28 protein-coding genes are annotated in these 24607 nt (G+C 35.0%); 11 read left to right on the top strand and 17 right to left on the bottom strand.

What is annotated here, in order from left to right; genetic code table 11:
- Positions 1 to 5: 5 nt before the first annotated feature.
- The 3 genes from AAGD72_RS01955 to def all read right to left on the bottom strand — a co-directional run bounded on the left by AAGD72_RS01955 (position 6) and on the right by def (position 2501).
- A complete protein-coding gene (locus AAGD72_RS01955; RefSeq protein ID WP_006279675.1) occupies positions 6 to 218 on the bottom strand; it encodes a hypothetical protein in 213 nt (70 codons plus the stop codon).
- 941 nt (positions 219 to 1159) lie between these two features.
- Complete coding sequence (locus AAGD72_RS01950) at positions 1160 to 1972, bottom strand: uracil-DNA glycosylase (RefSeq protein ID WP_341814966.1); 813 nt, start codon at positions 1970 to 1972, stop codon at positions 1160 to 1162.
- Positions 1962 to 2501 (bottom strand): peptide deformylase, encoded by a 540-nt coding sequence (def, locus tag AAGD72_RS01945; protein WP_341814965.1) that lies wholly within the window; start codon positions 2499 to 2501, stop codon positions 1962 to 1964. Before def ends, AAGD72_RS01950 begins: the two co-directional genes overlap by 11 nt.
- Before the next feature lie 138 nt (positions 2502 to 2639).
- Here def and ftsA point away from each other — a divergent pair, with 138 nt between their 5' ends.
- Positions 2640 to 3878, top strand: coding sequence for a cell division protein FtsA (ftsA, locus tag AAGD72_RS01940; protein WP_341814964.1), 1239 nt, complete (start codon positions 2640 to 2642; stop codon positions 3876 to 3878).
- Positions 3879 to 4010: 132 nt separating this feature from the next.
- On the top strand, positions 4011 to 4793 hold the full coding sequence (map, locus tag AAGD72_RS01935; RefSeq protein ID WP_341814963.1) for a type I methionyl aminopeptidase: 783 nt from the start codon (positions 4011 to 4013) through the stop codon (positions 4791 to 4793).
- 27 nt (positions 4794 to 4820) lie between these two features.
- Here the strand turns inward: map and AAGD72_RS01930 are convergent, their stop codons facing one another.
- Positions 4821 to 6068 carry an MFS transporter gene (locus AAGD72_RS01930; protein ID WP_007548284.1) on the bottom strand — a complete coding sequence of 416 codons (1248 nt, stop codon included), beginning with the start codon at positions 6066 to 6068 and terminating at the stop codon, positions 4821 to 4823.
- A 218-nt stretch (positions 6069 to 6286) separates the two neighbouring features.
- Between AAGD72_RS01930 and rsmH the strand changes: the two genes are divergently transcribed.
- Both rsmH and AAGD72_RS01920 read left to right on the top strand, forming a co-directional pair.
- On the top strand, positions 6287 to 7168 hold the full coding sequence (rsmH, locus tag AAGD72_RS01925) for a 16S rRNA (cytosine(1402)-N(4))-methyltransferase RsmH (protein WP_341814962.1): 882 nt from the start codon (positions 6287 to 6289) through the stop codon (positions 7166 to 7168).
- Positions 7169 to 7194: 26 nt separating this feature from the next.
- A complete protein-coding gene (locus tag AAGD72_RS01920) occupies positions 7195 to 7470 on the top strand; it encodes a hypothetical protein (RefSeq protein ID WP_341814961.1) in 276 nt (91 codons plus the stop codon).
- Between the two features lie 51 nt (positions 7471 to 7521).
- Here the strand turns inward: AAGD72_RS01920 and AAGD72_RS01915 are convergent, their stop codons facing one another.
- On the bottom strand, positions 7522 to 7821 hold the full coding sequence (locus AAGD72_RS01915) for an NADH dehydrogenase ubiquinone Fe-S protein 4 (RefSeq protein ID WP_006279686.1): 300 nt from the start codon (positions 7819 to 7821) through the stop codon (positions 7522 to 7524).
- Positions 7822 to 7966: 145 nt separating this feature from the next.
- Here AAGD72_RS01915 and AAGD72_RS01910 point away from each other — a divergent pair, with 145 nt between their 5' ends.
- Together AAGD72_RS01910 and pth are read left to right on the top strand one after the other, a co-directional pair.
- Complete coding sequence (locus tag AAGD72_RS01910; protein ID WP_155968825.1) at positions 7967 to 8578, top strand: 50S ribosomal protein L25/general stress protein Ctc; 612 nt, start codon at positions 7967 to 7969, stop codon at positions 8576 to 8578.
- Positions 8578 to 9126, top strand: a complete 549-nt coding sequence (gene pth / locus AAGD72_RS01905; RefSeq protein WP_341814960.1) for an aminoacyl-tRNA hydrolase — start codon at positions 8578 to 8580, stop codon at positions 9124 to 9126. Before AAGD72_RS01910 ends, pth begins: the two co-directional genes overlap by 1 nt.
- Before the next feature lie 2 nt (positions 9127 to 9128).
- Here pth and AAGD72_RS01900 read toward each other — a convergent pair whose 3' ends face one another.
- Together AAGD72_RS01900 and ubiH are read right to left on the bottom strand one after the other, a co-directional pair.
- Positions 9129 to 10091: an IS481-like element ISWpi4 family transposase gene (locus AAGD72_RS01900; RefSeq protein ID WP_341814959.1), complete on the bottom strand. Its 963-nt coding sequence runs from the start codon at positions 10089 to 10091 to the stop codon at positions 9129 to 9131.
- A gap of 442 nt (positions 10092 to 10533) precedes the next feature.
- Positions 10534 to 11682 carry a 2-octaprenyl-6-methoxyphenyl hydroxylase gene (gene ubiH, locus AAGD72_RS01895; protein ID WP_213863120.1) on the bottom strand — a complete coding sequence of 383 codons (1149 nt, stop codon included), beginning with the start codon at positions 11680 to 11682 and terminating at the stop codon, positions 10534 to 10536.
- Between the two features lie 904 nt (positions 11683 to 12586).
- Between ubiH and AAGD72_RS01890 the strand changes: the two genes are divergently transcribed.
- Positions 12587 to 13216 carry a hypothetical protein gene (locus tag AAGD72_RS01890; protein ID WP_010082230.1) on the top strand — a complete coding sequence of 210 codons (630 nt, stop codon included), beginning with the start codon at positions 12587 to 12589 and terminating at the stop codon, positions 13214 to 13216.
- 74 nt (positions 13217 to 13290) lie between these two features.
- On the opposite strand, the gene AAGD72_RS01885 is transcribed toward AAGD72_RS01890, so the two are convergent.
- Both AAGD72_RS01885 and AAGD72_RS01880 read right to left on the bottom strand, forming a co-directional pair.
- Positions 13291 to 14304 carry an Mrp/NBP35 family ATP-binding protein gene (locus tag AAGD72_RS01885; RefSeq protein ID WP_341814958.1) on the bottom strand — a complete coding sequence of 338 codons (1014 nt, stop codon included), beginning with the start codon at positions 14302 to 14304 and terminating at the stop codon, positions 13291 to 13293.
- Between the two features lie 7 nt (positions 14305 to 14311).
- Entirely contained in the window at positions 14312 to 14722 is a 411-nt protein-coding gene (locus AAGD72_RS01880) for a hypothetical protein (protein ID WP_264723206.1), read from the bottom strand.
- A 474-nt stretch (positions 14723 to 15196) separates the two neighbouring features.
- On the opposite strand from AAGD72_RS01880, the gene AAGD72_RS01875 reads away from it, so the two are divergent.
- The 4 genes from AAGD72_RS01875 to AAGD72_RS01860 are packed head-to-tail and all read left to right on the top strand — an operon-like array spanning position 15197 to position 16248.
- Positions 15197 to 15460 carry a transposase gene (locus AAGD72_RS01875; protein ID WP_317050394.1) on the top strand — a complete coding sequence of 88 codons (264 nt, stop codon included), beginning with the start codon at positions 15197 to 15199 and terminating at the stop codon, positions 15458 to 15460.
- 31 nt (positions 15461 to 15491) lie between these two features.
- A complete protein-coding gene (locus AAGD72_RS06340) occupies positions 15492 to 15926 on the top strand; it encodes an IS3 family transposase (protein WP_144078574.1) in 435 nt (144 codons plus the stop codon).
- A gap of 3 nt (positions 15927 to 15929) precedes the next feature.
- Positions 15930 to 16091 carry a hypothetical protein gene (locus AAGD72_RS01865; RefSeq protein ID WP_264373729.1) on the top strand — a complete coding sequence of 54 codons (162 nt, stop codon included), beginning with the start codon at positions 15930 to 15932 and terminating at the stop codon, positions 16089 to 16091.
- Positions 16084 to 16248 (top strand): IS3 family transposase, encoded by a 165-nt coding sequence (locus tag AAGD72_RS01860; RefSeq protein WP_010082072.1) that lies wholly within the window; start codon positions 16084 to 16086, stop codon positions 16246 to 16248. Before AAGD72_RS01865 ends, AAGD72_RS01860 begins: the two co-directional genes overlap by 8 nt.
- A gap of 402 nt (positions 16249 to 16650) precedes the next feature.
- On the opposite strand, the gene AAGD72_RS01855 is transcribed toward AAGD72_RS01860, so the two are convergent.
- The 8 genes from AAGD72_RS01855 to AAGD72_RS01820 all read right to left on the bottom strand — a co-directional run bounded on the left by AAGD72_RS01855 (position 16651) and on the right by AAGD72_RS01820 (position 24597).
- Positions 16651 to 17436 carry a hypothetical protein gene (locus AAGD72_RS01855; protein ID WP_341814957.1) on the bottom strand — a complete coding sequence of 262 codons (786 nt, stop codon included), beginning with the start codon at positions 17434 to 17436 and terminating at the stop codon, positions 16651 to 16653.
- 65 nt (positions 17437 to 17501) lie between these two features.
- On the bottom strand, positions 17502 to 17891 hold the full coding sequence (locus AAGD72_RS01850) for a phage tail tube protein (RefSeq protein ID WP_341814956.1): 390 nt from the start codon (positions 17889 to 17891) through the stop codon (positions 17502 to 17504).
- A complete protein-coding gene (locus tag AAGD72_RS01845; protein WP_015588822.1) occupies positions 17866 to 18276 on the bottom strand; it encodes a DUF3168 domain-containing protein in 411 nt (136 codons plus the stop codon). Before AAGD72_RS01845 ends, AAGD72_RS01850 begins: the two co-directional genes overlap by 26 nt.
- A gap of 395 nt (positions 18277 to 18671) precedes the next feature.
- A complete protein-coding gene (locus AAGD72_RS01840; protein ID WP_341814955.1) occupies positions 18672 to 19220 on the bottom strand; it encodes a head-tail connector protein in 549 nt (182 codons plus the stop codon).
- Positions 19221 to 19356: 136 nt separating this feature from the next.
- Complete coding sequence (locus AAGD72_RS01835) at positions 19357 to 19668, bottom strand: hypothetical protein (protein ID WP_341814954.1); 312 nt, start codon at positions 19666 to 19668, stop codon at positions 19357 to 19359.
- Between the two features lie 322 nt (positions 19669 to 19990).
- The gene (locus AAGD72_RS01830) at positions 19991 to 22387 is read right to left on the bottom strand and encodes an ankyrin repeat domain-containing protein (protein WP_341814953.1); all 2397 of its coding nucleotides are present in this window, start codon (positions 22385 to 22387) and stop codon (positions 19991 to 19993) included.
- A 979-nt stretch (positions 22388 to 23366) separates the two neighbouring features.
- Positions 23367 to 23945: an RlmE family RNA methyltransferase gene (locus tag AAGD72_RS01825; RefSeq protein ID WP_015588787.1), complete on the bottom strand. Its 579-nt coding sequence runs from the start codon at positions 23943 to 23945 to the stop codon at positions 23367 to 23369.
- Positions 23946 to 24021: 76 nt separating this feature from the next.
- Positions 24022 to 24597, bottom strand: coding sequence for a PopZ family protein (locus AAGD72_RS01820; protein ID WP_006280458.1), 576 nt, complete (start codon positions 24595 to 24597; stop codon positions 24022 to 24024).
- Positions 24598 to 24607 lie beyond the last annotated feature (10 nt).

Below are 24607 nucleotides of genomic sequence, written 5' to 3'. Positions count from 1 at the left end.
AACTATTATACAGCTTCCCACTTTATAGGATTGCCGCTTACCTCATCTTCAACCAGATTGCCGTTGTCATATTGAGCAGACATATAATTCATGCGCGAATCACGATCTATATATCTAACAGGTTTTACCGGTTTATCTTTATACATTTTTTGCTCAGCTTTCTTACGCTGAGTAGGGTTATTTTTACTAGCTGTCTTTGCTTTCCCACCTGCTGCCATATAAACTCCTAAAAACTTTTCATTCTATTTTAACACTTAAGTATATAGCGTCAATATTTAATAACTTTAAAATTTCAATAGATCTCTTATTATAATCATTTTACAATCATTGTTTAAATAAAAAGTTACCCCTTGATGCCATTCCAGCGCATGACGCACAGCTGTACGAACATTGCAATTTGCAGGCAATTTGCGTGGCAGATTCAAGTAGCTGACACTGGTTTCCATCCAAGACAGCAGTAGCCCTTTCGGTGTTATTTCAGTGCTTGACACTGAAATCCAGGTTTTGATTGGATACTGAGTTGGTAAGCATAAAAGTGTAGCTAACGCGAGCTCTACGTCATACCGCGATTTATTCGCGGTATCTCAAAGCATAGATCCCGCTAACAAGCAGCGGGATGACGATTGTCGTTTAGCTATAAACATTAAGAAATTTACCAAACGAAAAAAAAGGCAAAAGAAGCCCTGGGGTTATTATCCGCTTTAAAATATTGGCGTTTTTTATGTTTTAAACGCTTGACAAGCAAGATTAAGCTGCTTTTAATTGCAACTAACTTACGCTGCAAATGTTTAAGAAGTTTACTAAGCAGAAAAAAAGACAAAGAATCCCCGAGTTAGCTAGTCTTTTACTATCTCTGTCGAGTATTGGCATTTTTTGATGTCTTGTAACGCTTTATAAGCGCGTTCAGCTTATTTAGATAAAAATCTAGATGTAGATGAAGTTTTGTAAAGACATACAGTATCTATATACTGCAAAAAATTGAACATAAGACGCCGATACATTAAGTAATCCTTACCTTTTAATCTGCAGATTGGCGAAAGCAAATACAATAGCTTCAGTTTCATGATAAGGGCGCTGGCGGAGTTTGTCAAGGAAGTTTTTTCGTTTCTAACGATTGTTAACATGCTGCAAAAAACTATGCAAGAGGTCTACCACTTTATTAGGTATTTGTGCAGTTATTGGTGTTATCAAGATACTCCCTAATCTTCTTCAAGTCCTCCCAGGCTAAACGTTTTTGTGCCGGTTGGCGAAGTAGGTAAGCTGGATGAAATATAGCGGCTGTGGTGATTGAATTGGACAAATATTGGTTAGTGTACGTATGAAATCTACCACGCAAATTCGATATAGTTTTTGTGCTGTCAAGAAGGCTATAACACGCAATTCCACCAACTAAAACCAAAACCTGTGGTGAAACTAGTGCAACATGCTTCTCAACAAATGGTCTGCACATATCAAGCTCTAGGTCGGTTGGTTTTCTATTGCCAGGTGGGCGCCAAAATACGGTATTGCTTATATAAACTTTGGTGCGATCAAGATTGATTGCATTTAACATTTTATCGAGCAACATTCCACTTGCACCACAAAATGGTATGCCTTGAAGGTCTTCATTTGCCCCTGGAGCTTCACCAACGAGCATAATTTTTGCATTTGGATTACCATCGGAAAAGACAGTATTAGTTGCAGTTTTTTTTATTTCACAACCTTCAAATGACTTCACTACACTTCTTAGTTCATCCACACTACTACATTTACTTGCAAGTTTCCTTGCTTCAATTATCCAATCACTTGGAAACATGTCTTTTCCATCTTTAGTGTCATTCCAGCGCATATCTGCATCTTTCTTCTTGGTCCCAGTTTGGATAACAGAGGGTTCTTTGCTCTCCAACTTTTTTTCCTCTTCACCCTCCATTAGTGTGCAATCAACGCCCACTTCATGGTAAAATTTTAATAATTCTAGGTCTTCATTGCTCATAATGCTTTTTAACCTTTTGTGCTTTTTTCATGGCCATATCATACTTTAATTTAGATAAATGTCTAATATATAATATGCCGTTTAAGTGATCTAATTCATGCTGAATACACCTTGCAAGCCAACCACTAGCTTTTAGTGTTTGTTCTTCATTATCTAAGTCTTTATATTTCACAGTTAGATACTTTGGACGCTTAATTTCATGACTTTGCTCTGGAATTGAAAGGCACCCTTCCTTGAGAGTCACTTGTTCATCAGATAATTCCGTAATTTCTGGATTAATCATGCAAAATTTGCCAATTGATTCATATCCTGCTGGCTCATTTTCAATTGTTTCTAGCTGAACATCCACAACAAAAATTCTCTTTAACACTCCAACTTGCACTGCAGCAAGGCCAAGACCTTCTGCATCATACATAGTTTCGAACATGTCGTTTACTAATTCTTTAATTTTATCGTTTATATCTGTTACTTCACTGGCACGTGTGATTAGTCTTTCATCAGGGGCAATTACAATTGATAATATGGACATAAAAATTATAATTCTATGTTTTGCTTTTCCTTTTGTCCAGAATTTAGTGTATATTAAAATGTTGCTATATCTATAATAGAAATATAAATTATTAAAGAAAGCTACAATTTAAATGAAATTGCGTAATAAGGTTAACTAATGTACTCTGCAGTAATAGCAAAACCAAAGAGAAATGTTTTTGCTGTTTTAGACATAGGTACAACAAAAATTATCTGTCTAATCGTTAAGATAAATGGCAACTTCAGCTATAAAGTAACAGGAACGGGTTATAAGATTGCAGAAGGTGTAAACGGTGGATCAATAACTAATGTAAAACACGCAAATTACTCCATCTCATCAACTATAGGTTTAGCTGAACAAGTATCAGAAGAAACCATAGATCAGATATATGTGAACATTGCTGGATGTGGCATCTCATCTTTCAATGTACATAATGAAATTATTGCAGCTAATCATGAAATTTCTGACCGGGATATAAAACGTGTAGTTTTTCAGACGTTTGAGAAATATATTGAAGAAAATGTTATCATTCACAATATACCACTGAAATATCACTTAGATGACATGACTGACATAAAAGAAGTTGGTGGATTGTACGGAAAAAGACTATCTGCTGATGTTAATGTTGTCACTGCTTCGCGTCCAGCGCTTACCAATATTGAAAACTGTATTACCAATAATGGTGGATTAAATATGGCAGGTTGTATTGCTTCTGCATATTCTGCAGGTCTTGCGTGTCTCAGTGAAGATGAAAAAGAGCTCGGGACTGCTATTGTTGATATAGGCGGTGGGTGCACTGCAATTGGAATTTTCAAAAGAGGGAAACTTGTGTATGCAAGCAGCGTTCCAATTGGTGGTGTTCATATCACTCGAGATATTGCTTACGGGCTATGCACAAGCATAGAACGTGCAGAGTATATAAAAATACTGTATGGTAGCACTATCGTAACTTCAATAGATGAGAACGAATATATTACAGTCCAAAATAGTGAAAATGATGAACCTACTCAAGTATTCAAATCTGAGCTTATTAACATCATAAGACCAAGAGTTGAAGAAATACTTGAAATGGTAAGAGAGCAATTTCAAGAGCAGAAAGATCCAATTAATAAAGTAGTGATCACAGGTGGAACCAGTCAACTCACAAGCATGAAAGAGATTGCAGGCTATATATTCAATAAACAAGTTCGAATTGGGTCCCCTGAATCTCTCAGTGGCCTTGATGGCGAATATGATAAAAATCCTGTATTTTCTGCTGCTATAGGTTCTATAAAGCTAATAGTTGACACTTTTTATAAAAATAACTCTGGTATGTTAGGACAAGATGGTAAAATGAGTAAATTGTATAATTGGGTTAAATCAAAAGTTACAGTCTAGATTTCTGTTTTACCACCTTTCATACAAATGACTTGACACTAGGATCCATAGGACTTATTTTTATAATATGTAAAATTATTATGTTTATGTACTTGCGAGTAAGCGTACCAATTACAATAAGACATGGAAAATATGAACATAACTATACACTCACAAGAAGATTTTGAATTTATGCGCAAGGCTGGCAGGCTTGCTGCTGAAACTCTTGATTTCATTGCACCGTACGTAAAGGTAGGGGTGACAACTAATGAGTTAAATGATCTATGTCATGATTTTATAATTAATGCAGGTGCAATTCCAGCACCACTAAACTATAGGGGGTATCCAAAATCGATTTGCACTTCAAAAAATGCAGTTGTGTGCCATGGTGTTCCCGATAATAAACCACTTAAAGATGGAGATATTTTAAATATTGATGTCACGGTGATTTTAAATGGCTGGCATGGTGATACAAGTCGCATGTTTTGGGTTGGCAAGCCATCAATAAAAGCAAAACGCTTGTGTGACGCTACTTATCATGCATTGATGGAAGCAATCAAACAAGTTAAGCCCGGCAATAAGTTAAATGAAATAGGGCTTGCTATAGAGAAATATATTAGAGATTTTGGATATTCTATCGTACGCAGCTACTGCGGACATGGTATAGGAAAAGTCTTTCATGCTCCACCAAATGTAGTGCATTTCTATGATCAAGATGAAGATCTTGTCTTAAAGGAAGGTATGTTTTTTACAATAGAGCCAATGATTAATGCTGGAAAACATGAGACTCTGCTCAGTAAACTCGATGACTGGACAGTAACAACACGCGATCTTTCACTTTCTGCTCAATTTGAGCATACACTTGGAGTAACAAAAGATGGTGCTGAAATATTCACATTATCACCTAAGAATTGGCATTTCCCACCTTATAATTAGATTTTTTTAAATTCTGCTATACTGCAACTATACTTGGTTTACTTTGGGTGATTTTGAAGAAAGCTCACCCTTAATTTGCGATATAGCAACTAGCCCAATTAATGCACAGAAAATCATGTAAAAACTAGCTGAAGTCTCTTGTCCTGTAACCTTGATAATTGTTGTGCATATAAATGGTGCAAGGCCGCCAAAAAATCCAGCAGCTATATTTCTTGATAAACCAAATCCACTGTACCGAACCTTTGTTGGAAATAATTCGCACATAAGTGCACTGACAGGACCAAGCGATGCAGCTATTGGAATTATAAAAAGAATGTGTGCCAGCAAGTAATTGCCACTACATAACATTGAAAAAACTGGATAACTCACTATTACAAAAGCTATAAATGCAAATTTCATAACTTTTTCTCTTCCTACCTTATCAGAAAGTATTGCAAACAATATTGTCAATCCTCCAAGTGCAATTTGACTCAGTATTTCCACTATATGATTAAAATGAGTATTTACTGTTAATATTTTATTCGTAAGCACATTGAAAAAGACCAAATATATATAGAGAGACGCATTTTCAACCAAGTCAATACCTATTGATATTAGAACAGGCTTTTTGTAATTGTTTAATAACTCTTTTAATGGCAATTTAGACGGATTTTTTTGTCTTTTATACTCTGGGCTTTCATCAAGTATATATCTCATATATATGCTGATTAATCCCATTGCTAAACTGAAAATGAAAGGTAATCTCCACCCCCAAGATTCAAAATCAGATACTTTTTTGCATATGAGTACCGCTATCAAGCTTAATACTGAACCAAAAATTGCGCTTAATACTTCAATGCTGCCAAAAAATCCTTTTTTGTTTTTAGGAGCATGTTCTATTAAAAATGGTGCATTTCCTGCTTCTCCTCCAAGAGATATACCCTGCAATAATCTTAAACACACTACCAGCATTGACGCTAGTATTCCAATGCTTTGATAACCTGGAACAAAAGCAATTAATACGGTTGATAAAGTCATTAATATAATCGAGAGCAATAAGGCAACTCTTCTGCCATGTTTATCACCAATGTGACCAAATATAGCAGCACCGACTGGTCTCATTAAGAAACCCACTGCAAACACTCCAAAAGCCTTCAATACGCTGGTTAGTTGATCATCCGATGGAAAAAACACACCACCTATTATGTTTATTAAGTGGCCAAAAAGCATGTGGTCATACCACAATAAAGTGTTACAAATCAAACTTGAAAATATTACTTTTGTTATTTGCTGCATAATTTCCCTATAGCCTGTTTGACCTTATATATAAAAAAAAATGTGAACGTTATGTGAATATTATATTAACAATATTAAACCTTGATTTTAATATTATTGCTCATATATTCCGATAAGATACCATATTTTGGCAAGAAAATCTATGTACATAAATAAAATTGATGTGAAGAGTAGAGTAGAGTAGGATATCTACACCAACTGTACTTAAATTTTTTGATATGACACACACTCCAGTTTTGTTAAAAGAGATGCTATCACTACTATCACCGCAGGATGGTGGTATATATGTGGACGCCACATTTGGAGCTGGAGGGTATAGCAAAGCAATATTGAAGTCAGCTGATTGCAAAGTATATGCAATTGATAGAGATGAAACGGTAACTAAGTTTTATGATGATTTAAGTGTTAGATATCCCGATAGAATAAAACTATTTATTGAGAAGTTTAGTAATGTTAAAAATTTATTAGATAGCAACAATATTGAAGGTATCGATGGAATAGTTTTTGACATCGGAGTTTCATCTATGCAGCTTGATAACGGAGATAGAGGGTTCTCATTTTTACATGATGGTCCACTCGATATGAGTATGGATAACTCTTCTTATATAAACGCTTCAACGTTTGTTAACGCTTTACGTGAAGAAGAAATCGCAAATACTATATATAACTACGGAGGCGAACGTCATTCTCGCAAAATCGCAAGAGCAATAGTAAGTGCACGGAAGAAGAAAACTATCAAAACTACATTTGAGCTTGCGGATATTGTACGTTCCGTGGTATTTCGTGGAAAAAGCAAAATTGATCCTGCAACCAGAACATTTCAGGCAATCAGAATATGGGTAAACGATGAGCTGGGAGAACTTGAAAAGGGTATTAAAGCTGCATCTGAGATTTTAAGTGAGAATGGCAAATTAATTGTCGTCACCTTTCATTCCTTAGAAGATCGTATAGTCAAAACTTTTTTTAAAGATTTATGTGCTACTGATTGCAAGACATTCTCTCTTCTAAATAAAAAAGTGATCGAAGCAAGTATAGAAGAAGTAAGTGCAAATCCGCGTTCACGCTCAGCAAAACTAAGAGCTATACAGAGGTTGTCGTGAGAACTTTCTGCATCATCTCAATAGTTATGTTTTTTCTTAGCATTGTAGGACTATTTAAGGTAAAATTACATGTTCAGTCGTTAAATAGAGAGCTAATAAAAATAAAAAGTGAAATTAATTTAGTACAAAGTGATATAAAAGTTTTACAAGCAGAATGGAGCTATTTGAATAATCCAAAAAGACTTGCAAGCCTTGTAAAGAAATACCTGAAAAATAACTCTTTAATACTGGCTAGCCAAGTTAAAAATCTTGACTCTTTAAATGGCAGCAGCGTGCTAGCACAACTTAAAACCCAGAATTAAATTGGTTATATTAAGCCTTACCTTTTACAGACAAGCACACCACAATAAACCTTACTTTAGTATGAAATTGCTTGCGTAAGATTTTGGCAGCCTCTTAACATTTTTTGGCATTTCAATTATGTATTTAACGTTGCATTTTTTTGCGTAGAATACTGCTTTTTCAAGAGAATCAAACTTTAATACAATCTGTTTTTTGGGATCTTTTGAGCCAACCCACCCCATCAAAGGTTCAATGTAGTAGGAGCCAGATTCAATTTTTAGGTGCCAGAAATTTGTATTACCTAAACCAGATTGTGTTGCAGTTCTTGTTGGTTTATAAATCCTAAAAACTACTTTATCGTCAATGCCCATAGTTCTTGTTAAATAAGCTTAAATATATATCCAAATAAATCCTTTCACAAACAATTAGTATGAAAGAATGAAGTTTGAAATAAATATTTTTATGTTATATTATTATTAAATTATATTAAAAGGATTAGCTGAATAGGAGTAACCGATGACGCAACAGGAAATAGTAACAATTAATGCAGAGTTACGTGATATAACAAAAACAAAAGCGATGCATTCTCTAAGGAAGAAAGGAAACATCCCTGGAATCATATATGGAAAGGGCCATAATAATGTAAATTTGACATTGTCTGCAAAGGAATTCACAAAGCAATATAAGTCAGGCTCTCTTTCTGCACATTTGATAGAGCTAAATATTTCGGGCAAAAAGGAATATGCTCTTGTTCGCGATATCCAATTGCATGTAGTAAAGGATACTGTGCAACATGTTGATTTTCAATTTGTTGATAAAGGCAGCGAAATTAAAATAGACATACCTCTATCATTTGTGAATGAAAGTAAAGCTCCAGGGATCAAGTTAGGTGGAGTGCTTAATGTTTTGTGTCGTTCTATTGCTGTTAAATGCTCTCCTGATAAAATACCTCAGGTTATAGAAGTTGATTTATCCGGTAAAATGATTGGCCAATCTATACATATCAATGATGTAAAATTACCAGAAGGTGTTAAGTTTGTAGCTCATGAAGAAGAAAATTTTACCATTGTTACAATTTCTGCTGCCGATAGTGACGTTGAAGAACCTCAAGCAGAAACAGAGGAATAGTGCACCTGATAGTTGGGCTTGGTAATCCTGGCAGTCAATATGAGTTAACTCATCATAATATCGGCTTCATCGTAGTTGATACAATTTGCAAATATTGGAATTTCCAGTCGTTCTCTAAAAAAGCCGATTATCTAATAACCTCTGGCATAATTAATGATAATAAAATCATGTTAATAAAGCCTTATTCATTTATGAATAATTCAGGCATCCCTGTTGCAAAAATACGAAACTTTTACAAATTATCGCTAGATAATATCGTTGTCATACACGATGACGCTGATTTGGAACTTGGAAGAATAAAAGTAAAGAAAGGTGGTAGCTCTGCTGGACATAATGGACTTAAATCCATAGATAGTTTTATTGGCAACGATTATTGGCGCTTGAGATTTGGAGTGGGTAGACCTGAAGATCAAAAAAGCTTAGCAGATTATGTGTTATCAAAATTTTCAAATTTTGATAATGTTACTCCCTTAGTGGAAAAAATAGCAAAAAATATACACTTAATGCTGCAAGGAGATAATACAGCTTTTATCAATTTGATTGTATAATATTACGAAACACAGGGAGTGTATGGTCCCAGAGTGTGATGGTGTGGATTTAGTATGAACAATTCAGGAGATTTTGTCCACTGTAAAGATATAAACTCAAAAGGTGTAAGACCCTTAAGAGTTTTGAGTCTTTTAGCATAATTGTAGGCCATAACAAAGTCATAAAGATGCTCTTTGAGTTGCTGGTGAGACTGATAGTAATACTTCTTAACAGTGGCATTCTTTAAAGTTTTGTTCATATGCTCAACTTGCCCATTTGTCCAAGGATGGCTAACTTTTGTTAGACGGTGTTCAATGTCATTTTCTTCACAAGCTCTATCAAATATATGTTGAAAAGCGTATTTATGGCGTTTTTGGTTGGTAAATTGTACACTGTTATCTGTCAAAATAGTGTGGATTTTATATGGTAAAATTTTAATCAAATTACGTAGAAACTCAGCAGCTATAGGTTTTGTAGCACTTTTATGCAACTCAACATACGTAAATTTGGATGTTCTATCTATTGCAACAAACAAATATAACTTTCCTTCTTCTGTTCTGACTTCTGCAATATCAATATGGAAATAGCCTATAGGATATTGTTTGAATTTCTTTTTTGGTTTAACTTCGCCATCAACATCTGGTAGTCTGCTAATGCTGTGCCTCTGTAAGCAACGATGTAGACTAGAGCGAGTCAAGTGTGGGATTGAGGTTTGCAAAGCGTAGAGACAATCATCTAATGGCAATAGAGTATGCTTACGAAATGCAACAATTACAGCCTCCTCTTCTAAAGTTAAAACAGTTGATCTTGCATGCTTCGGACCCATATCAGCGTCTTTGGCAAAAGACCGTTTTCTCCATTTAATGATAGTTTTTGGATTAAGGTTATAGTACCTGGAGAGTTTTGCTATGCTCTCTTTACTATTTTGTATTGCTCTACGAATTGTCTCTGTTGTTTTGGCGCACCCATGTAATATTTGTCCCATAATTCCTCCTTTGATGGTATTGTTTTCTTATATTTTATCATACCATCACACTCTGGGACCATACATCCCCCCCTCCCCCCCTAATTCCTATATCAAACCTTTCTTTACTAGATTATATAGTCAATATAAAAAGCCATATAAAATTGCTTCCACTGCTGCCATGAGGAAATTGCTTATTCTTGCTAACTCTTTAGTCAGAGATGACAGGGTTTTTACTGAGGAATATAACTCTCTGTCTGTTTCTATCTAAGAGCCAGTATAGCTGTGGATAAGCACGTTTATACAGATAAAAGTACTTATCCACAGCTACATCAATTTTTCTATTGACTTTTAACACAACTGCTAAACAGATACATTCGTCATCCCGCTACGTGCTAGCGGCCAAGATACCGCGGCGGTATGACGTGGGAAACCTGACTTGCATTAACTATAAAATAGTGATTTATATAAATCCCATAGCATGCCGAATGAAGCGTTTTTTGAGGAAATTTGAATTTTCAACTGCAATCAAGCCAAGATTTCTTAGTGCTTTAGCGCAGAATATTCTGTTGGAAAACATCCTATTTAATCCATCAGTTGCAAGCGCCATTGTAAAATTATCAAAGTATCTGTTACGTGAAATTTTCTTTAATAAATAACTACTGCCAACATCAGTACCAGCCGCTTTTGCAGCAACTACGTGCTTTATAACACTTTCTACATCTCTAATTCCAAGATTAAGCCCTTGACCTGCAACTGGATGAATTGAATGTGCTGCATCGCCGATAAGCAAAACTCTACCCTTATATAACTTTTTTGCGAAAGCAAAACTTAAAGGATAAAGTTTTCTTTCACCCTCTAATTTTATCTCTCCTAAATAAGAACCAAATCTTTTTTTAAGCTCTATAATAAATTCTTCTTCAGACAGATCCATTAGCATTTTTGAAATTTCAGATTTTTCTGTCCAAACTATCGAAGAAGTATAGCCACCCTTCATCGGTAGAATTGCAAATGGACCGCCAGGGAAAAAACGCTCCACAGCTAAGTTTTGGTGATGCAGTTCATGCTTTACATTAAATACTATGCTACTTTGTTTATAGTCAAATTTCACTGTCGGTATAGAAAATAACTCTGGTAATTTAGAGTTTTTGCCTTCAGCACAGATAAGTAGCGATGATATTAATTCCTGGTTATTATCAAGAATCACTTCCACATATCCTGAATCACAAGCAATTGTTTTATAGGAATGTGGAGAGTATATATTCAGTTTATTTAGAAAATTATTGTTGATTGCATTCCATATAGTGGCATTGTTGATAACATAACCCATTGGCTCTTCGCTAACCATTTTATGATTGTAATGCACAGTAACCGCATCTAATATGCATATATCAAGTATTGGCTCAGCTTCACTTTCCACAAACTGCCAAATCCCTAACTTTTCCAATATTTTTTTCGAGCCTTGAGAAATAGCAAATGCTCGATTATCATCTACTACACGTGGTAGACTATTTTTTTCAATCACAGCTACAGACACAGAGTCACAACTGAGGCCAATGGCAGTAATAAGACCAAGTAACCCACCACCTGAAATGATTACATCATAATTCATTTTATTTACGCTAATTGTAAAATTATATTTTATCTGTTTTGAAAATAGTTTAAACAAACTTTATAGACAAAGACCTATAGCTAACCCAAGAAAGGTTTCCCTACGTCATACCGCGATTCATTCCATAGCTGTACGAACATTGCAATGTGGCACATAGTAAACGATGTCATGAAAGTAGCTGACACTGGAATTCAGAAAAAAGGATGATGTTATTCCAGTGCCTCTATGATGTCATCCCAGTGCTTGACACTGGGATCCAGCTTTTTCATAATCATCAAAATGTTGTATTTTAACATAAAACAGCTACTTTTATGCTTACCAACTTAATAAAATTCCTGGATCCCAGTGGGCTTTGTTGCATCGCTAGCTATGATGGATTAAAGATAAAAAAGGTGGAGAATATCAGTAGCTTATTATTCTGGTATTTATAACAAGAACGGTCAGTGAATACCTAAATTTGAGTAAAAGAAATTTCACTACCACTCACTAATCCGGCTAAAATTCAAGAATTTCAATGCTTTAGCTATTTTCAATAGAATTAAATTTATTAATATAAATAACAAGTTACTATTCTTAAATTTGATCAGATTGATTGCAAAAAAAACAAGATTTTCAATAAGTTGCTTATAATCCTAATTATAGTTAGCCTTTCATAAGTAGCGATGCAACAAAGCCATCCCAGTGTCTGGGCACTGCCCACTGGTGGCCCAAACTACAACGTTCGTACAGTTGTGCGCGGTATAGATTCCGCTAACTAGTAGCGGAATGACGGTTTTTCAAATTGTCGGTAAACCTAAGCCACTTTAGCTATATCATCTTGAGAACACCTAAAAGTAAACTTCTGTAATAAAGTGTTAATTACTTCATGCTAAGATAGATCTTATTTTATTAAAGGTATTAGTTTATGACTACAGATTGCAAAGCAAAAATGTTAAATTGCATTAGTAAGTACAGAGAAGAACTTGGAGAAAACAAAGCAGCAATCAAACAAACTTTAACTAATGATAAAATCAATATAAGCGATCACTTTTACCAGGGTGATAAAATCTGCAACGAAGAAATATTTAATGTAGGAGGCGAGTGTCAAGATACAAAACATGGTAACTCAGAATATACGTATGATGACTGGAAGCAAAAAATTGAAAAATCTCATGCTAAAGATTTGCTAAAAATGCTACAAGATAAAGCAAAAGACAAAATATTAAAGAGTTTTGAAGATTATGAAAAGTATCATGAAAATGCTGTTGAAGCTATAAAAAGAGAATTAGACATAGATTCGAAATTAAAGGCAATATTCAGAGAAAAGCAACAACCAGAAACTGATGAAACTCGAGCATATTATGACATTATACGAGGTTTGTATGAAAATGGAGACATGGATTCTCAATTAAAGTGCAGAGATCTTGATTGTTTTGATAGAACAATAAAGGATAATCTATCCCAAAAACAATCGGAATTAACTAATATAAAGAATAACTTTTTAGATGATACACAAAACATCTTTAAATATATTCAAGTTGAAGATAATATTTGATAGACGAATATCTATTTTATAGTAAAGAGGACAGACGAATTCTTAAAGTCTCTTTGCGTAAAGCTGTGTTTTTTTTAGAATTTTACAGCTATGCAATGTTTTACTGTTTCCAAAGCAATATCTTTATAAATTTTTGCCAAATCCTCACTTAACATTAAAGGATTTCCGCAATCAGAAGCATGGCATATTTGTGGATCTAGAGGAACTCTGCCTAGAAGTTTGATGCCCAGCTCCTCAGACATTTTTTTTGCACCGTCTTTTCCAAATATGTATATTTTTGAGCCGCTTTGAATGAAATAACTCATATTTTCTACAATGCCAATAACCGGTACGCTGAGCTTTGTAAACATATCATAAATTTTGCGAGCATCGATTAAAGAGAGCTCCTGTGGAGTTGAAACTATTATCGCCCCAGTTAAGTTAAAATTTTCCATAAGACTTAAATGCACATCGCCAGTTCCAGGTGGTGTATCAACTATCAAATACTCTATATCGGACCATTTTGTTCCCATTAGCAGATTATAAAGTGCTTTTGTAATCATAGGTCCGCGCCATATTGCTGCACGATCTTTATCGATAAAATAGCCAATTGAAATAGTATGCAGTCCATACTTTTCTATAGGCATTGCTTTACTATCCTGTATTTTTGGCTTTAATTTTTCAGTGCCAAGCATTTTAGGAATTGAAGGACCATATATATCTGCATCAACCAGCGCAACTTTATGTTTCAACTTTGCTAATGAGAGAGCAAGATTTAGCGCAACTGTGGACTTGCCCACACCGCCTTTACCAGAGGCCACAACGATTATATTTTTCACTCCTTCGATATGTAATTTAGCTTTTTGTTGCCCAGTTTGTTTTTGACAAGTAGCAACCACGGTTACCTTCTCCACCCCTGGTATAGCCTTAACAGTTTGTTCACAAATTTTTCTTAATTCTTCATTTGCTTGCGTGTTACCGGCAACTTCAAGCGCAAAACCAACGTCCCCACCTTTAATAATGATTGAGGATATTATACCAAGAGTTTTACCACTTTCTTGTTCTACGACTTTTTTTAAGCTCTCTCTTACAATTTCTTCGTTGATCATTAGCCTTTTAGGTGATTTCTTCCTGAAGTCGTTTAATCTCAGCTTGAGGAAGGCCGGTTGTCTGAGAGATAATATCAATAGAGATGTCAGCCTTAAGTAGGTTTTTTGCTACTTCAATCTTTCCTTCAATCTTTCCCTCATCAAGTTTTTGAACGAGGATGCCTTCTTCTTTCCGCAGATCCATTATTCTTTCTTCGTAAGCTACTAAATCTTTTTCATTCCAGCTAAACCTGTCTAATTCATCGTAGACTAACTTTATTATTGGTGCTTTTTCTGCTATTTTCCTTAAGTCTTCTTCCGTAGTTTCATCTGCATATTGTTGTCTAAGTGAAGAAGGTCGCCCCTCCTCACTCGACTTCAAAACCGTACGTGAGACTTTGCGCCTCATACGGCTTCTCTCCAATTTGGTGCTTTTCATGCACACCTCCTGTGTAATTCATCGTGACAATGTTCATGTAACAAAGATAAGTTTTTGATCATGTTGTTTCGTCTATTCCGGTCTTTGTGATGTATTTCTATTGTATCATCACTTTTAAACCATAGTCTACAATTATCACATTTACTTTGTTGTAACTTCAATAGTTTTATTACTCTTAATGGCTTATCTGGTATTTTTCTCAGACGCTTACCCCAATATACCCAATCACCATCATATGGAGATCTGGTTTTTTGCACTTTGATATGTCGTTTAATATCATGATCGCTGTGTATAATAAGATGTATCTTGTTACTTGTCATAAAACGCCAGTTATCGTTATTATACTTTTTAAAGTATTTTCTTTTTATCCAGCATTTCCCTTTGTTTGGGTGCCTAAAGACTGACCTTACCCAGAAAAAGTGGAGAGAAAGAAAAGAGTTTTTTTGGGTAAAATAAAATTTTGGAGGATTAGAAATGGTAAGAGAATATACGGCAGAATTCAAATTGGAAGCTGTTAAACTGGCAAATGAACAAAGAAAGGCAGGTCAAACAATTACAAAAACAGCAAAGGATTTAGGAATAAAGGGTGGTTTATTAGGAAAATGGATAAAGAAACACAACGAAAAAAAGTCGGCAGCAGATGCATTTCCAGGTAGAGGTAACATGGCTCCTTACGACAAAGAGAGGTTTGATTTACAAAGAGAGTTAGCAAGAGTAACAAGGGAAAGAGACATTTAAAAAAAAGCCCTGGCCAGTCAAAAAGAGTAAAATATTTTTTTATATAGTAACTGCTATAAAGTACAGGAATTATGTAGGATTTTCTGCTAGTGGCTACTATAAGTGGACCACAAGAAAAATAAGCAGTAGAGAATCAGCAAATAAAGAGCTACTCGAAGCTATTCAAAAAATATATCAAGTTTCTAAATGTAGATATGGAGCTCCTAAAATTCATGCTGAATTGAAGGCTTTGGGTAAAAGTTGCAATTTGAAAACGGTGCAAAGTATTATGCAGAAAAATGACATCAGGGCTATACTGAGAAGAAAGTTTAAAATTAAAAAACAACAAACAGATAATAGAGCTGTAGCTCCCAATATACTAGATCAAAACTTTATTGTTGATCAACCAAATAAAGTATGGGATTACTTACATCAAAACCAAGGAGGGATGGCTATATTTGGCAGCAATAATTCTCACGTATGGTAGTTAATGAGTAGTGCAATAAATAAACAATTGGTTATGAACTCTTTATTAATGGCCATTAATAGGCGTAAACCTGTTAAAAATCTACTGCTGCACAGTGACCAAGGTTCACAATATACTTTGCAAGGTTATCAATATCTCTTAGCTGTAAAGAATATAGATGAGTAATAAAGGCTGTTGTTACGACAATTCTGTTGCAGAAAGCTTCTTTAGCTCATTGAAAAGAGAAATACTTATTGATACTTCACAACACTCTGCTCAACAAACTAGAACTGCAATATTTGAATACATAGAAATTTTTTATAACAAACAACGTCACTATTAACTATTGCATTCCTGAGCATTTTGATTCATCATTCTTTTTGTGAAAAACATTCCAAACTTTCTCTCCACTTTTTCTGGGTAAGGTCAGTTGGATTTTCACCAACTGTATTCTAAACGCTTACTTGGCGCACCCATAACAAAATGCCTGAAAAACGTTAATAATTATATACTATTATTAATAATTATTCAACCATATTTTAAGCTTACAATTTTGAGCTTAACTGACGCTTATGGATAGGGGCAACTCTATCACCCTGTGTTATGTTTATTTTCTAACGGACGCTGATTTTTGTATCGTAATTTCTTGCTATAAATTGGTTATATAAGAGCTGGCTTCTAAAATTTTATAACCCTAATTTGAATTAACAGACAGTAGAATCGAAAGATTATTACAAGGAGAAATCTACACAGATCGACCCTTTTGTGAATCTGCGTTTCTGCTTTCTTCAACTTGTTTTGCAAAAGATGTTTCCGGTTTCTGAAGTGGCTTAGCAATTTCACGCACAACGGCAATAACTGCTGTTAAAAACGTTTTTAACAATGCACCTAAAGCTCCACCAACTGCTTCCCTGCCATGTATATGAGCTTGCTTTTCGTTATCGTCAGCAGTTTCCCCTGCTCTCCTTCTTGGATCCATCCTATGAGCAATCACCGAAAACAACACTCCCCTGATTGAAGACTTCACTTTTTCCTTTGCTTCGTGGACATCCCCATCTTTTGCTGTTTCATGTCCATGACTTAAGTGTTTAGCGTTCATTAGCTCCTTTTGTTGCTGGACAAACATGCTACTTAATACTTCTTCTATCACTTGCTTTCTTCTCTTCTCTCTAACTCTTTTCATAGATTCTGATTTATCGCGAGTGTGTTTGGTAGTTTCAAATTCTGCATCAATATCTTCGGACGCAGCCTGACTATATAAAGTCTCTATGAGCCTATCTATACTTCGCTTTATTTGCATAGTCCTTTCGTAACTATCCGAATTATCAATTCCTTCGTCGATCTGATTTAGAATATCCTCAAAAACTTTCAAATAGTCTTGAATATACTGTATTATGTATTGCTTATCTTCCTCTTTATGTTGTTCTTCTTGATTTTGCTGATTTTCATTTTCTAAACTTTTCTCTCTTTTATCATCGTTATTTTCTTCAATATCATCACCGTCTTCCTCGAAAAGGTCTTTGTCGTTCATGATTTTTTTTAATTTAGTTAAAATTCTCACCAGTTACTATTGTATATGAAAAAATTAAATTAACATTAATGAAAAGCGTTTACAACTTCAGCGCTAGCTAAAACGACAGTAAAGCTGTCAAAAGTAACAGGATCATAATACCTCTCATACAATTCAACTGAACACCTAAGCCTTATCTTTTCCTTAGCATTAAAACTAATTTCATAATCATTATTAGAGTTTAGCATAGCAGAATTACGTAATAATTCATCAGCTAATACAGAGTCTAAAATTCCATTAATTTTTATCGTAATGTGTCTGCTTCCAGCACAATCGAGCACTTTCCTCCAGCCAAAAGAAGAAATATCTCTCACCTCTTCTCTGTTATTACGCAAAGTAAACCTTAGGTTTCGTATATTATTTAACACAATAAAATTATTGTCATGATCTTTAATTTTTAGCTGTAATTTGCTCATTATCACCTCCTTTTATTAAAATATCAAAATTAATTGTTGAATGTAAAATTTCATCGTGCTGATCCATAGCACAATTACTTTCTAAAATGACCTCACTACTAAAACCTTCAATGCTCTTAAGTATCAAGTTAATATGCCTTATAATGGCAAACATACTGTCTATATGATAAGTATATATGTCGCATGAAAATCTTGCCTTTGTAGCAAAATTGGACAGCATATGCAGGTTGCTATAATTCACTGCGCGCAATCTCAGGTAAGGAATGGTGACCTGTTTAGGTAAGTAGTCATAAATGTTAGTAACATATTTTCTTAAATCAGAATTTGCCTTTAGTGCTGCATAAATGCTATTGTACAACTCATTTATAGCTTGAATTTTTTCCATAATGAATCCTCGTAAAGATATATAGCTAAAACATAAGCAGTGATACAAACTCGTCATCCCGCTACTTGTTAGCGGGATCTATCCGTGACGGTATGACGTAGGACTGCTGTCATTCCGCTACGTGTTAGCGGCTGAGATACCGCGGCGGTATGACGATAAGGTTTATACCTCGTCATCCCGCTGCTTGTTAGCGGGATCTATCCGTGACGGTATGACGTAGGACTGCTGTCATTCCGCTACGTGTTAGCGGCTGAGATACCGCGGCGGTATGACGATAAGGTTTATACCTCGTCATCCCGCTGCTTGTTAGCGGGATCTATGTTAAGAGATACCGCGAATGAATCGCGGTATGACGTTGGCAAGTCTTATTTACTTTAGCTATATTTCATCCTTATCTACAAAACAACCTTTGGTTCGCGAAACGGAGAATATACCTTCTTCACTTCAGACAAATGGCTACTTACCTCCGATTCACGATTTTTGTAAAGAGCAGAAACATGCCGCATAATACCTAGTTTTATCTGCTCAGGAACATTGTCATAACCAGCTTCGTATACAACATCAACTCTTATTGCATTCAAATAATTGAAAAACTCAACGTATCCCCCTACATCGCTAAAATAATACTTAAGTGTTCTCTTCTCTTGATTTTTAGACATCATTGCAGTAGCCAATACTATCTTACTCACAGGGCCATAGCTTAAATAGATCCTACGAGGTACATAATCTTCATATGAAACTTGCCATGTTTGCTTTACTAGTGACTTTTCCATATGCCATTCAGCGTAATCAGTTGCCATAAAAATTAGATCTGAAATCAACTTATCATCCTGGTCGTTCTCAATACGTAGAAAAGATTTAACCTCTTCTAAAGTAACCGGAAAAGATTTAAGCTTAGATTTACGTTGCACAGATATTCTTGGTGAAGTAGATCTTATTGACATAATAACCCTCCTTTTTGATATAGCTAGAATAAGTAAGGTTTACCTCGTGACAGCGTGGGGCAAATCTTACTTACTTTAGCTATACAGCTTGCATGCAACATTAAGTTAAATTGGCGCAGCAACAACTCTGAGTGCTTTATCGTATGAATATATTAAGAAGAGAACGTATTAAAGCTGTTTCTCCTTTTTTGTTGATAAAATTTGAACTTATAGCATATTCAACTAGGCTAGATTTTAGTAGATTGACATTTTGAGAATGAATATTATTGAAGACGGAGTTTAACTCTTTAGCAAGCAGACTGCGAAATTTTTGCACACTGTCATATGCGATATTTTCAAGTTCATGTGCAAATTTATCTTGAGCTATAGTTGTTATATCTTCAATTTCCTTATTAAACTCCTCTAGCTTTTTTTCGTTATTTTTAAAATTTTTCGTAAAAGTTTTCATATCAATTAAACTCAACTACTATTATGATTATAATGACAATGAAAAACTACCAAAGTAAAAAATTCACACTACTGTGTAACTTGCAAATACTTTTTACTATAGCTAAAGTGGCTTAGGTTTACCTACAATTTGAAAAACAACAAATTCGTCATCCCGCTGCTTGTTAGCGGGATCTATGCTAAGAGATACCGTGACGGTATGACGGTTCGCGGCGGTATGACGTAGGACTGCTGGGAAACCTTTATTGGGTTAGTTATAGATTCCAGTGTCAGCTACTTGCATCTGCAAACTGCAATGTTCGTACAACTGTGGGTGCTAAGTTTTACAAACACCGTTGTGCTGAACCTTGAATATTCACTTCTTTCAATTCAGTGTCAGGAGCGATGGGTTTTGATATTGTGTATGTAATGCCACCGGCTATCAGTGCAGATACCACAGAAGCTGCAACTATTAATAGAGCAGACAATCCGGAAGCAATACTAAGAGCAGCACCTACTGCTAACATAGCTGCAAGGCTCGCATAGGCAACTTTTGGGGAAAATTGTCTTTTTCCTACTTTTTCTAGTGACACTTCATTTGTTTTAGTTTTGCCCAGTTCACCCTCAAGTGGTGTGTTTTCATTCTCCAGACTTTTTATTTTTTGTGTTAGTGATCCATTCTCTTTATTGAATTGTTTCAACTTAGTCTCATGTCCAACTATGCAACTTTTTGATTCTGCTAGTTCCTTTTGCGCTTTTTCTAACAACACTTTTGTTTTAGAATGCTTATTTTCGTTTTCTTCTAATTCGCTATTAAGTGTTGTATTTTTACTTTCTAGATCTTGTATTTTTTGTTCTAGTGATTCATTCTCTTCATTGAGTTTCTCCAGTACTTCCAATTTAGTCTCATGTTCAGTGACACAATTTCTCAATTCTGTTAGTTCCTTTTGCGCTTTTTCTAATGGTACTTCGTTTTTTTTAGTTTTTGTTTTTTCTAATTCACCCTTAAGTGTTGTGTTTTCATTTTTTAGATTTTTTATTTCTTGTCTTAGTGATTCATTCTCTTCATTGAGTTTCTCCAGTGTGTCCAGCCTAGCTCCATGTCCAGTGATATAACTTTTCAATTCTGTTAGTTCCTTTTGCGCTTTTTCTAATGGTACTTCGTCTGTTTTAGTTTTTGTTTTTTCTAATTCACTATTAAGCGTTGCTTTTTCACTTTCTAGATCTTGTATTTGTTGTTTTAGTGATTCATTTTCTTTCTGTTCATTCTTTAATTGAGCACGTAATTCTTTTGACTTAACTTTACGTTTTTTAACCCTTTCTGCTTCTTCTGGAGTTTCCGTTGCGTTGTGTGTTTTGGAATGAGAAAAGGTACTAGGTACAACCTCAGATAGCTGACCACACATACTATTTAGTCTATCTATTAGGCCTTCATCCTTTATCAATGAGCGATCTGCTCCATGTTTTATCAAAAGTTTTGCTAATTCTTTATTGTCATTTGTAACAGCAAAGTATAAAGGGATATGTTCATCTTGATCTTGTGCATTAACATTTGCTCCATTATCTATTAGATACTTTGCAATCTCTACATAACCATGCACAGCAGCATAATGTAAAGGGGTATGTTTATCTCTATTTCGTGCATCAACATCTGCTCTATGTTTTATCAAAAGTTTTGCTAATTCTTCATTGTTGTTTGCAGCAGCACGATGTAAAAAAGTCAATCCATTTTCATCTTGTGCATCAATGTCTTCTCCATTTTCTAATATAGATTGGCCTAAAGCTTCAGATCCATCTCCATCAAAACATATTCCACTGTCGTCACTATTACTTTTATTTAAAAAGGTCTGTTCCCCATTATATGTAGTATACTGCTCTGGATGTTGACTGTGCAAGTCATTATGTTCTATGCGCTTCTGATTATTGGCAAGTCTTTGTTCTGCCTCTTGCAACTTTTGCGCCATAGCATCTCTTTCTCTTATAGCCTGTTCTTTTTCTAATGTATCATCTACTTTGTCTGTATTGTTTTCATTAACGATTGAGTTTGAAGAAGTCTGTTCATCCTCATCTTGTACATAGACTTTTTTGTTGTTTGGTGTAATTCTACTATTCTCTTCCTGATGTTTTGCACCCCATGCTTGTACTGCAGCAGTTACGTTATTTCCGTTCAAAGCTAAATTTCCTGGAGTTTTATTATTAGGCTGCGGTAAAGTGCCTTGTCTATTTTGTCTTCTCGTAGCTCCTGCCTCAGCATAACGTTGTTCTCCTTCCTCTAACATTTCTATTATAGCCTTTTTACCTTTTACATCACCGACAATATCCCTTGGAGTTCGGCCTTGACTATCTTTTAGTAAAGGATTTGCGTCATTATTCAATAAAAGCTGAACTATCTCTTGATGACCATGCAAAGCAGCAATGTGCAAAGCAGTTAGCTTAGACTTAGCTTCATCAAGTTCATATATTGGTTCATTAACTTTTGCTTCCTTTGCTAGTAGGAGTTTTACTATTGGTACACTGTTACATTCCACAGCAAGATGTACTAACATATAATCTACAATTTTGTCTGAATCTAATATACTGAACATCTTATCTATCTTCAAATTGTTATAAGTGCTATATACTATTGAGTCTGCATCTTTTAGCTTATTCCCTATTCTTTCAAGTAAATTATTCTCATTTAAACCTTCACTCTTGCTTACCTCATTTATTATTTCAAAAAACTTTTTCTTTTCCATTGCCATAACCTTTCCTCTCAATTTATTTATTATTGCTGAACAGTCTCACAAAAAAGTTAAGTTTGTCGAAATTCCATGTTTGATCTAAAAATTAGTCATAAACATTTTCTATGCAAGTAGCTGACACTGGTTCATTCTATAATGGTGTCACAGCAGTCCTACATCATGCCACCGCGAACCGTCATACCGCGATTCATTCGCGGTATCTCAGCCGCTAACTGTTCTCCCTCATCATACCGTCACGGTATCTCCAGATCCCGCTAACACGTAGCGGGATGACGAGCTTATCGTCACGCCACCGCGAACCGTCATACCGCGATTCATTCGCGGTATCTCAGCCGCTAACAAGTAGCAGAATGACAGCAGTCCTACGTCATACCGCCGCGGCGCTAACAAGCAGCGGGATGACGAGCTTATCTTCATGCCGCCACGAACCGTCATACCGCCGCGGTATCTCCAGATCCCGCTGGGATGACGATTGTCGTTTAGCTATAAATATTTAAGAAATTTACCAAATAAAAAAAAAGGCAAAAGAAGCCCTGGGGTTATTATCTGCTTTAAAATATTGGCGTTTTTTATGTTTTAAACGCTTGACAAGCAAGATTTAGCTGCTTTTAATTGCAACTAACCTACGCTGCAAATGTTTAAGAAATTTACTAAGCAGAAAAAAAGACAAAGAATCCCCGAGTTAGCTAGTCTTTTACTATCTCTGTCGAGTATTGGCATTTTTTGATGTCTTGTAACGCTTTATAAGCGCGTTCAGCTTATTTAGATAAAAATCTAGATGTAGATGAAGTTTTGTAAAGACATACAGTATCTATATACTGCAAAAAATTGAACATAAGACGCCGATACATTAAGTAATCCTTACCTTTTAATCTGCAGATTGGCGAAAGCAAATACAATAGCTTCAGTTTCATGATAAGGGGGCTGGCGGAGTTTGTCAAGTAAGTTTTTTCGTTTCTGTGGGCTACCTGGATTAATATTATATAGAAAGTCTGCTGCCAATAAAGCCTAAACTTACCAAATACATTTCTGTAGATTCAGATCTACTTGACTTTGGTTTAAAGTATTTTACTGTTTTAAACATTTTTTTTAGCTCGTTACAAAAATCTTTATCAGATTCTCCTTGGAAAATTTTTACTACAAACGTGCCACCATGGCTCAAGAAATGCTTTGCAAAATTGAGCGCTGCCTCACATAAAAGCATAATTCTGATATGATCCAACGATTTTAAACCACAAGATTCGGGCGCCATGTCAGATAAAATTACATCAAATTTTTGATCCTTGAATTTTTCTCTTAAAATTTCAAACTCATTGATAATATCACATTGTATAAACTCTACTCCATTAATTGCGTTCATTGGTTTTATGTCAAGAGCAACCACATTTGCACCTTTCTGAGATGCAACTTGTGACCATCCACCAGGAGAAGCACCAAGATCAATAATTTTTTGCCCTTCTTGGAATAATTTAAATTTGTTATCCATTTCTACCAGCTTATATGCTGAGCGTGACCTATAACCATCCTTGCTAGTTTTTTGCACATACTGATCATTCAAATGACGATGTAGCCACCTTGTTGAAGATAGTTTTCTGCCTCTAGCCGTCTTTACTCTAGTTTTTATTGCTAATACCCTACTTATTATTGATTATATCTTTAAGCTCTTTTTCAACTACTTCTTTTACCAGTGCATGTAGATATTTATTCAGCCATTCTGAGAGCTGAGGTTTTAAAAGAGATGTAACTAATTCTTCAACAGTAAGGTTCGCTTTTTTTTGTTGTTTATGCTGTAATTCGTTTTGCATTTTTCCAAGCAACGCTTTGATCTCTTCCATATTCTCTTTTAAAATTAGATGATCGTTATTTTGCGCTTGTAAGCCACTATTACTCACTTTTTTATTACTCGTTTGGATATTATCGTACAAATAAATATCTTTTTTTTCTTCTGAATTGTAGCTATGGCCATTAAATTGGTTACTGTTGCAAGCCATTTCTTCACCTTGGTCATCATTATCAATGTCCTCTTTTTCACTATTTTCTTTTTTGCCATCTTCTTCTATTTCTTCTGGATACTCTTCCTCAAGGTATAGCACATCATCATTTTCATCCTTTATTTCTGCTTTATCGTTACTCGCGTTTTTACCCGATATAGCTTTTTTTATATCTTCTAGGATATCTTTTACAGATTGATTGCCTTGTTCATCATGCATAGTGCTAATA

The organism is Wolbachia endosymbiont (group A) of Chalcis sispes (assembly GCF_964026765.1).
Classification (GTDB): domain Bacteria; phylum Pseudomonadota; class Alphaproteobacteria; order Rickettsiales; family Anaplasmataceae; genus Wolbachia; species Wolbachia pipientis.
The sequence above is the reverse complement of the archived record's forward strand: the minus strand, read 5'-3'. Positions and strand labels throughout refer to the sequence as shown.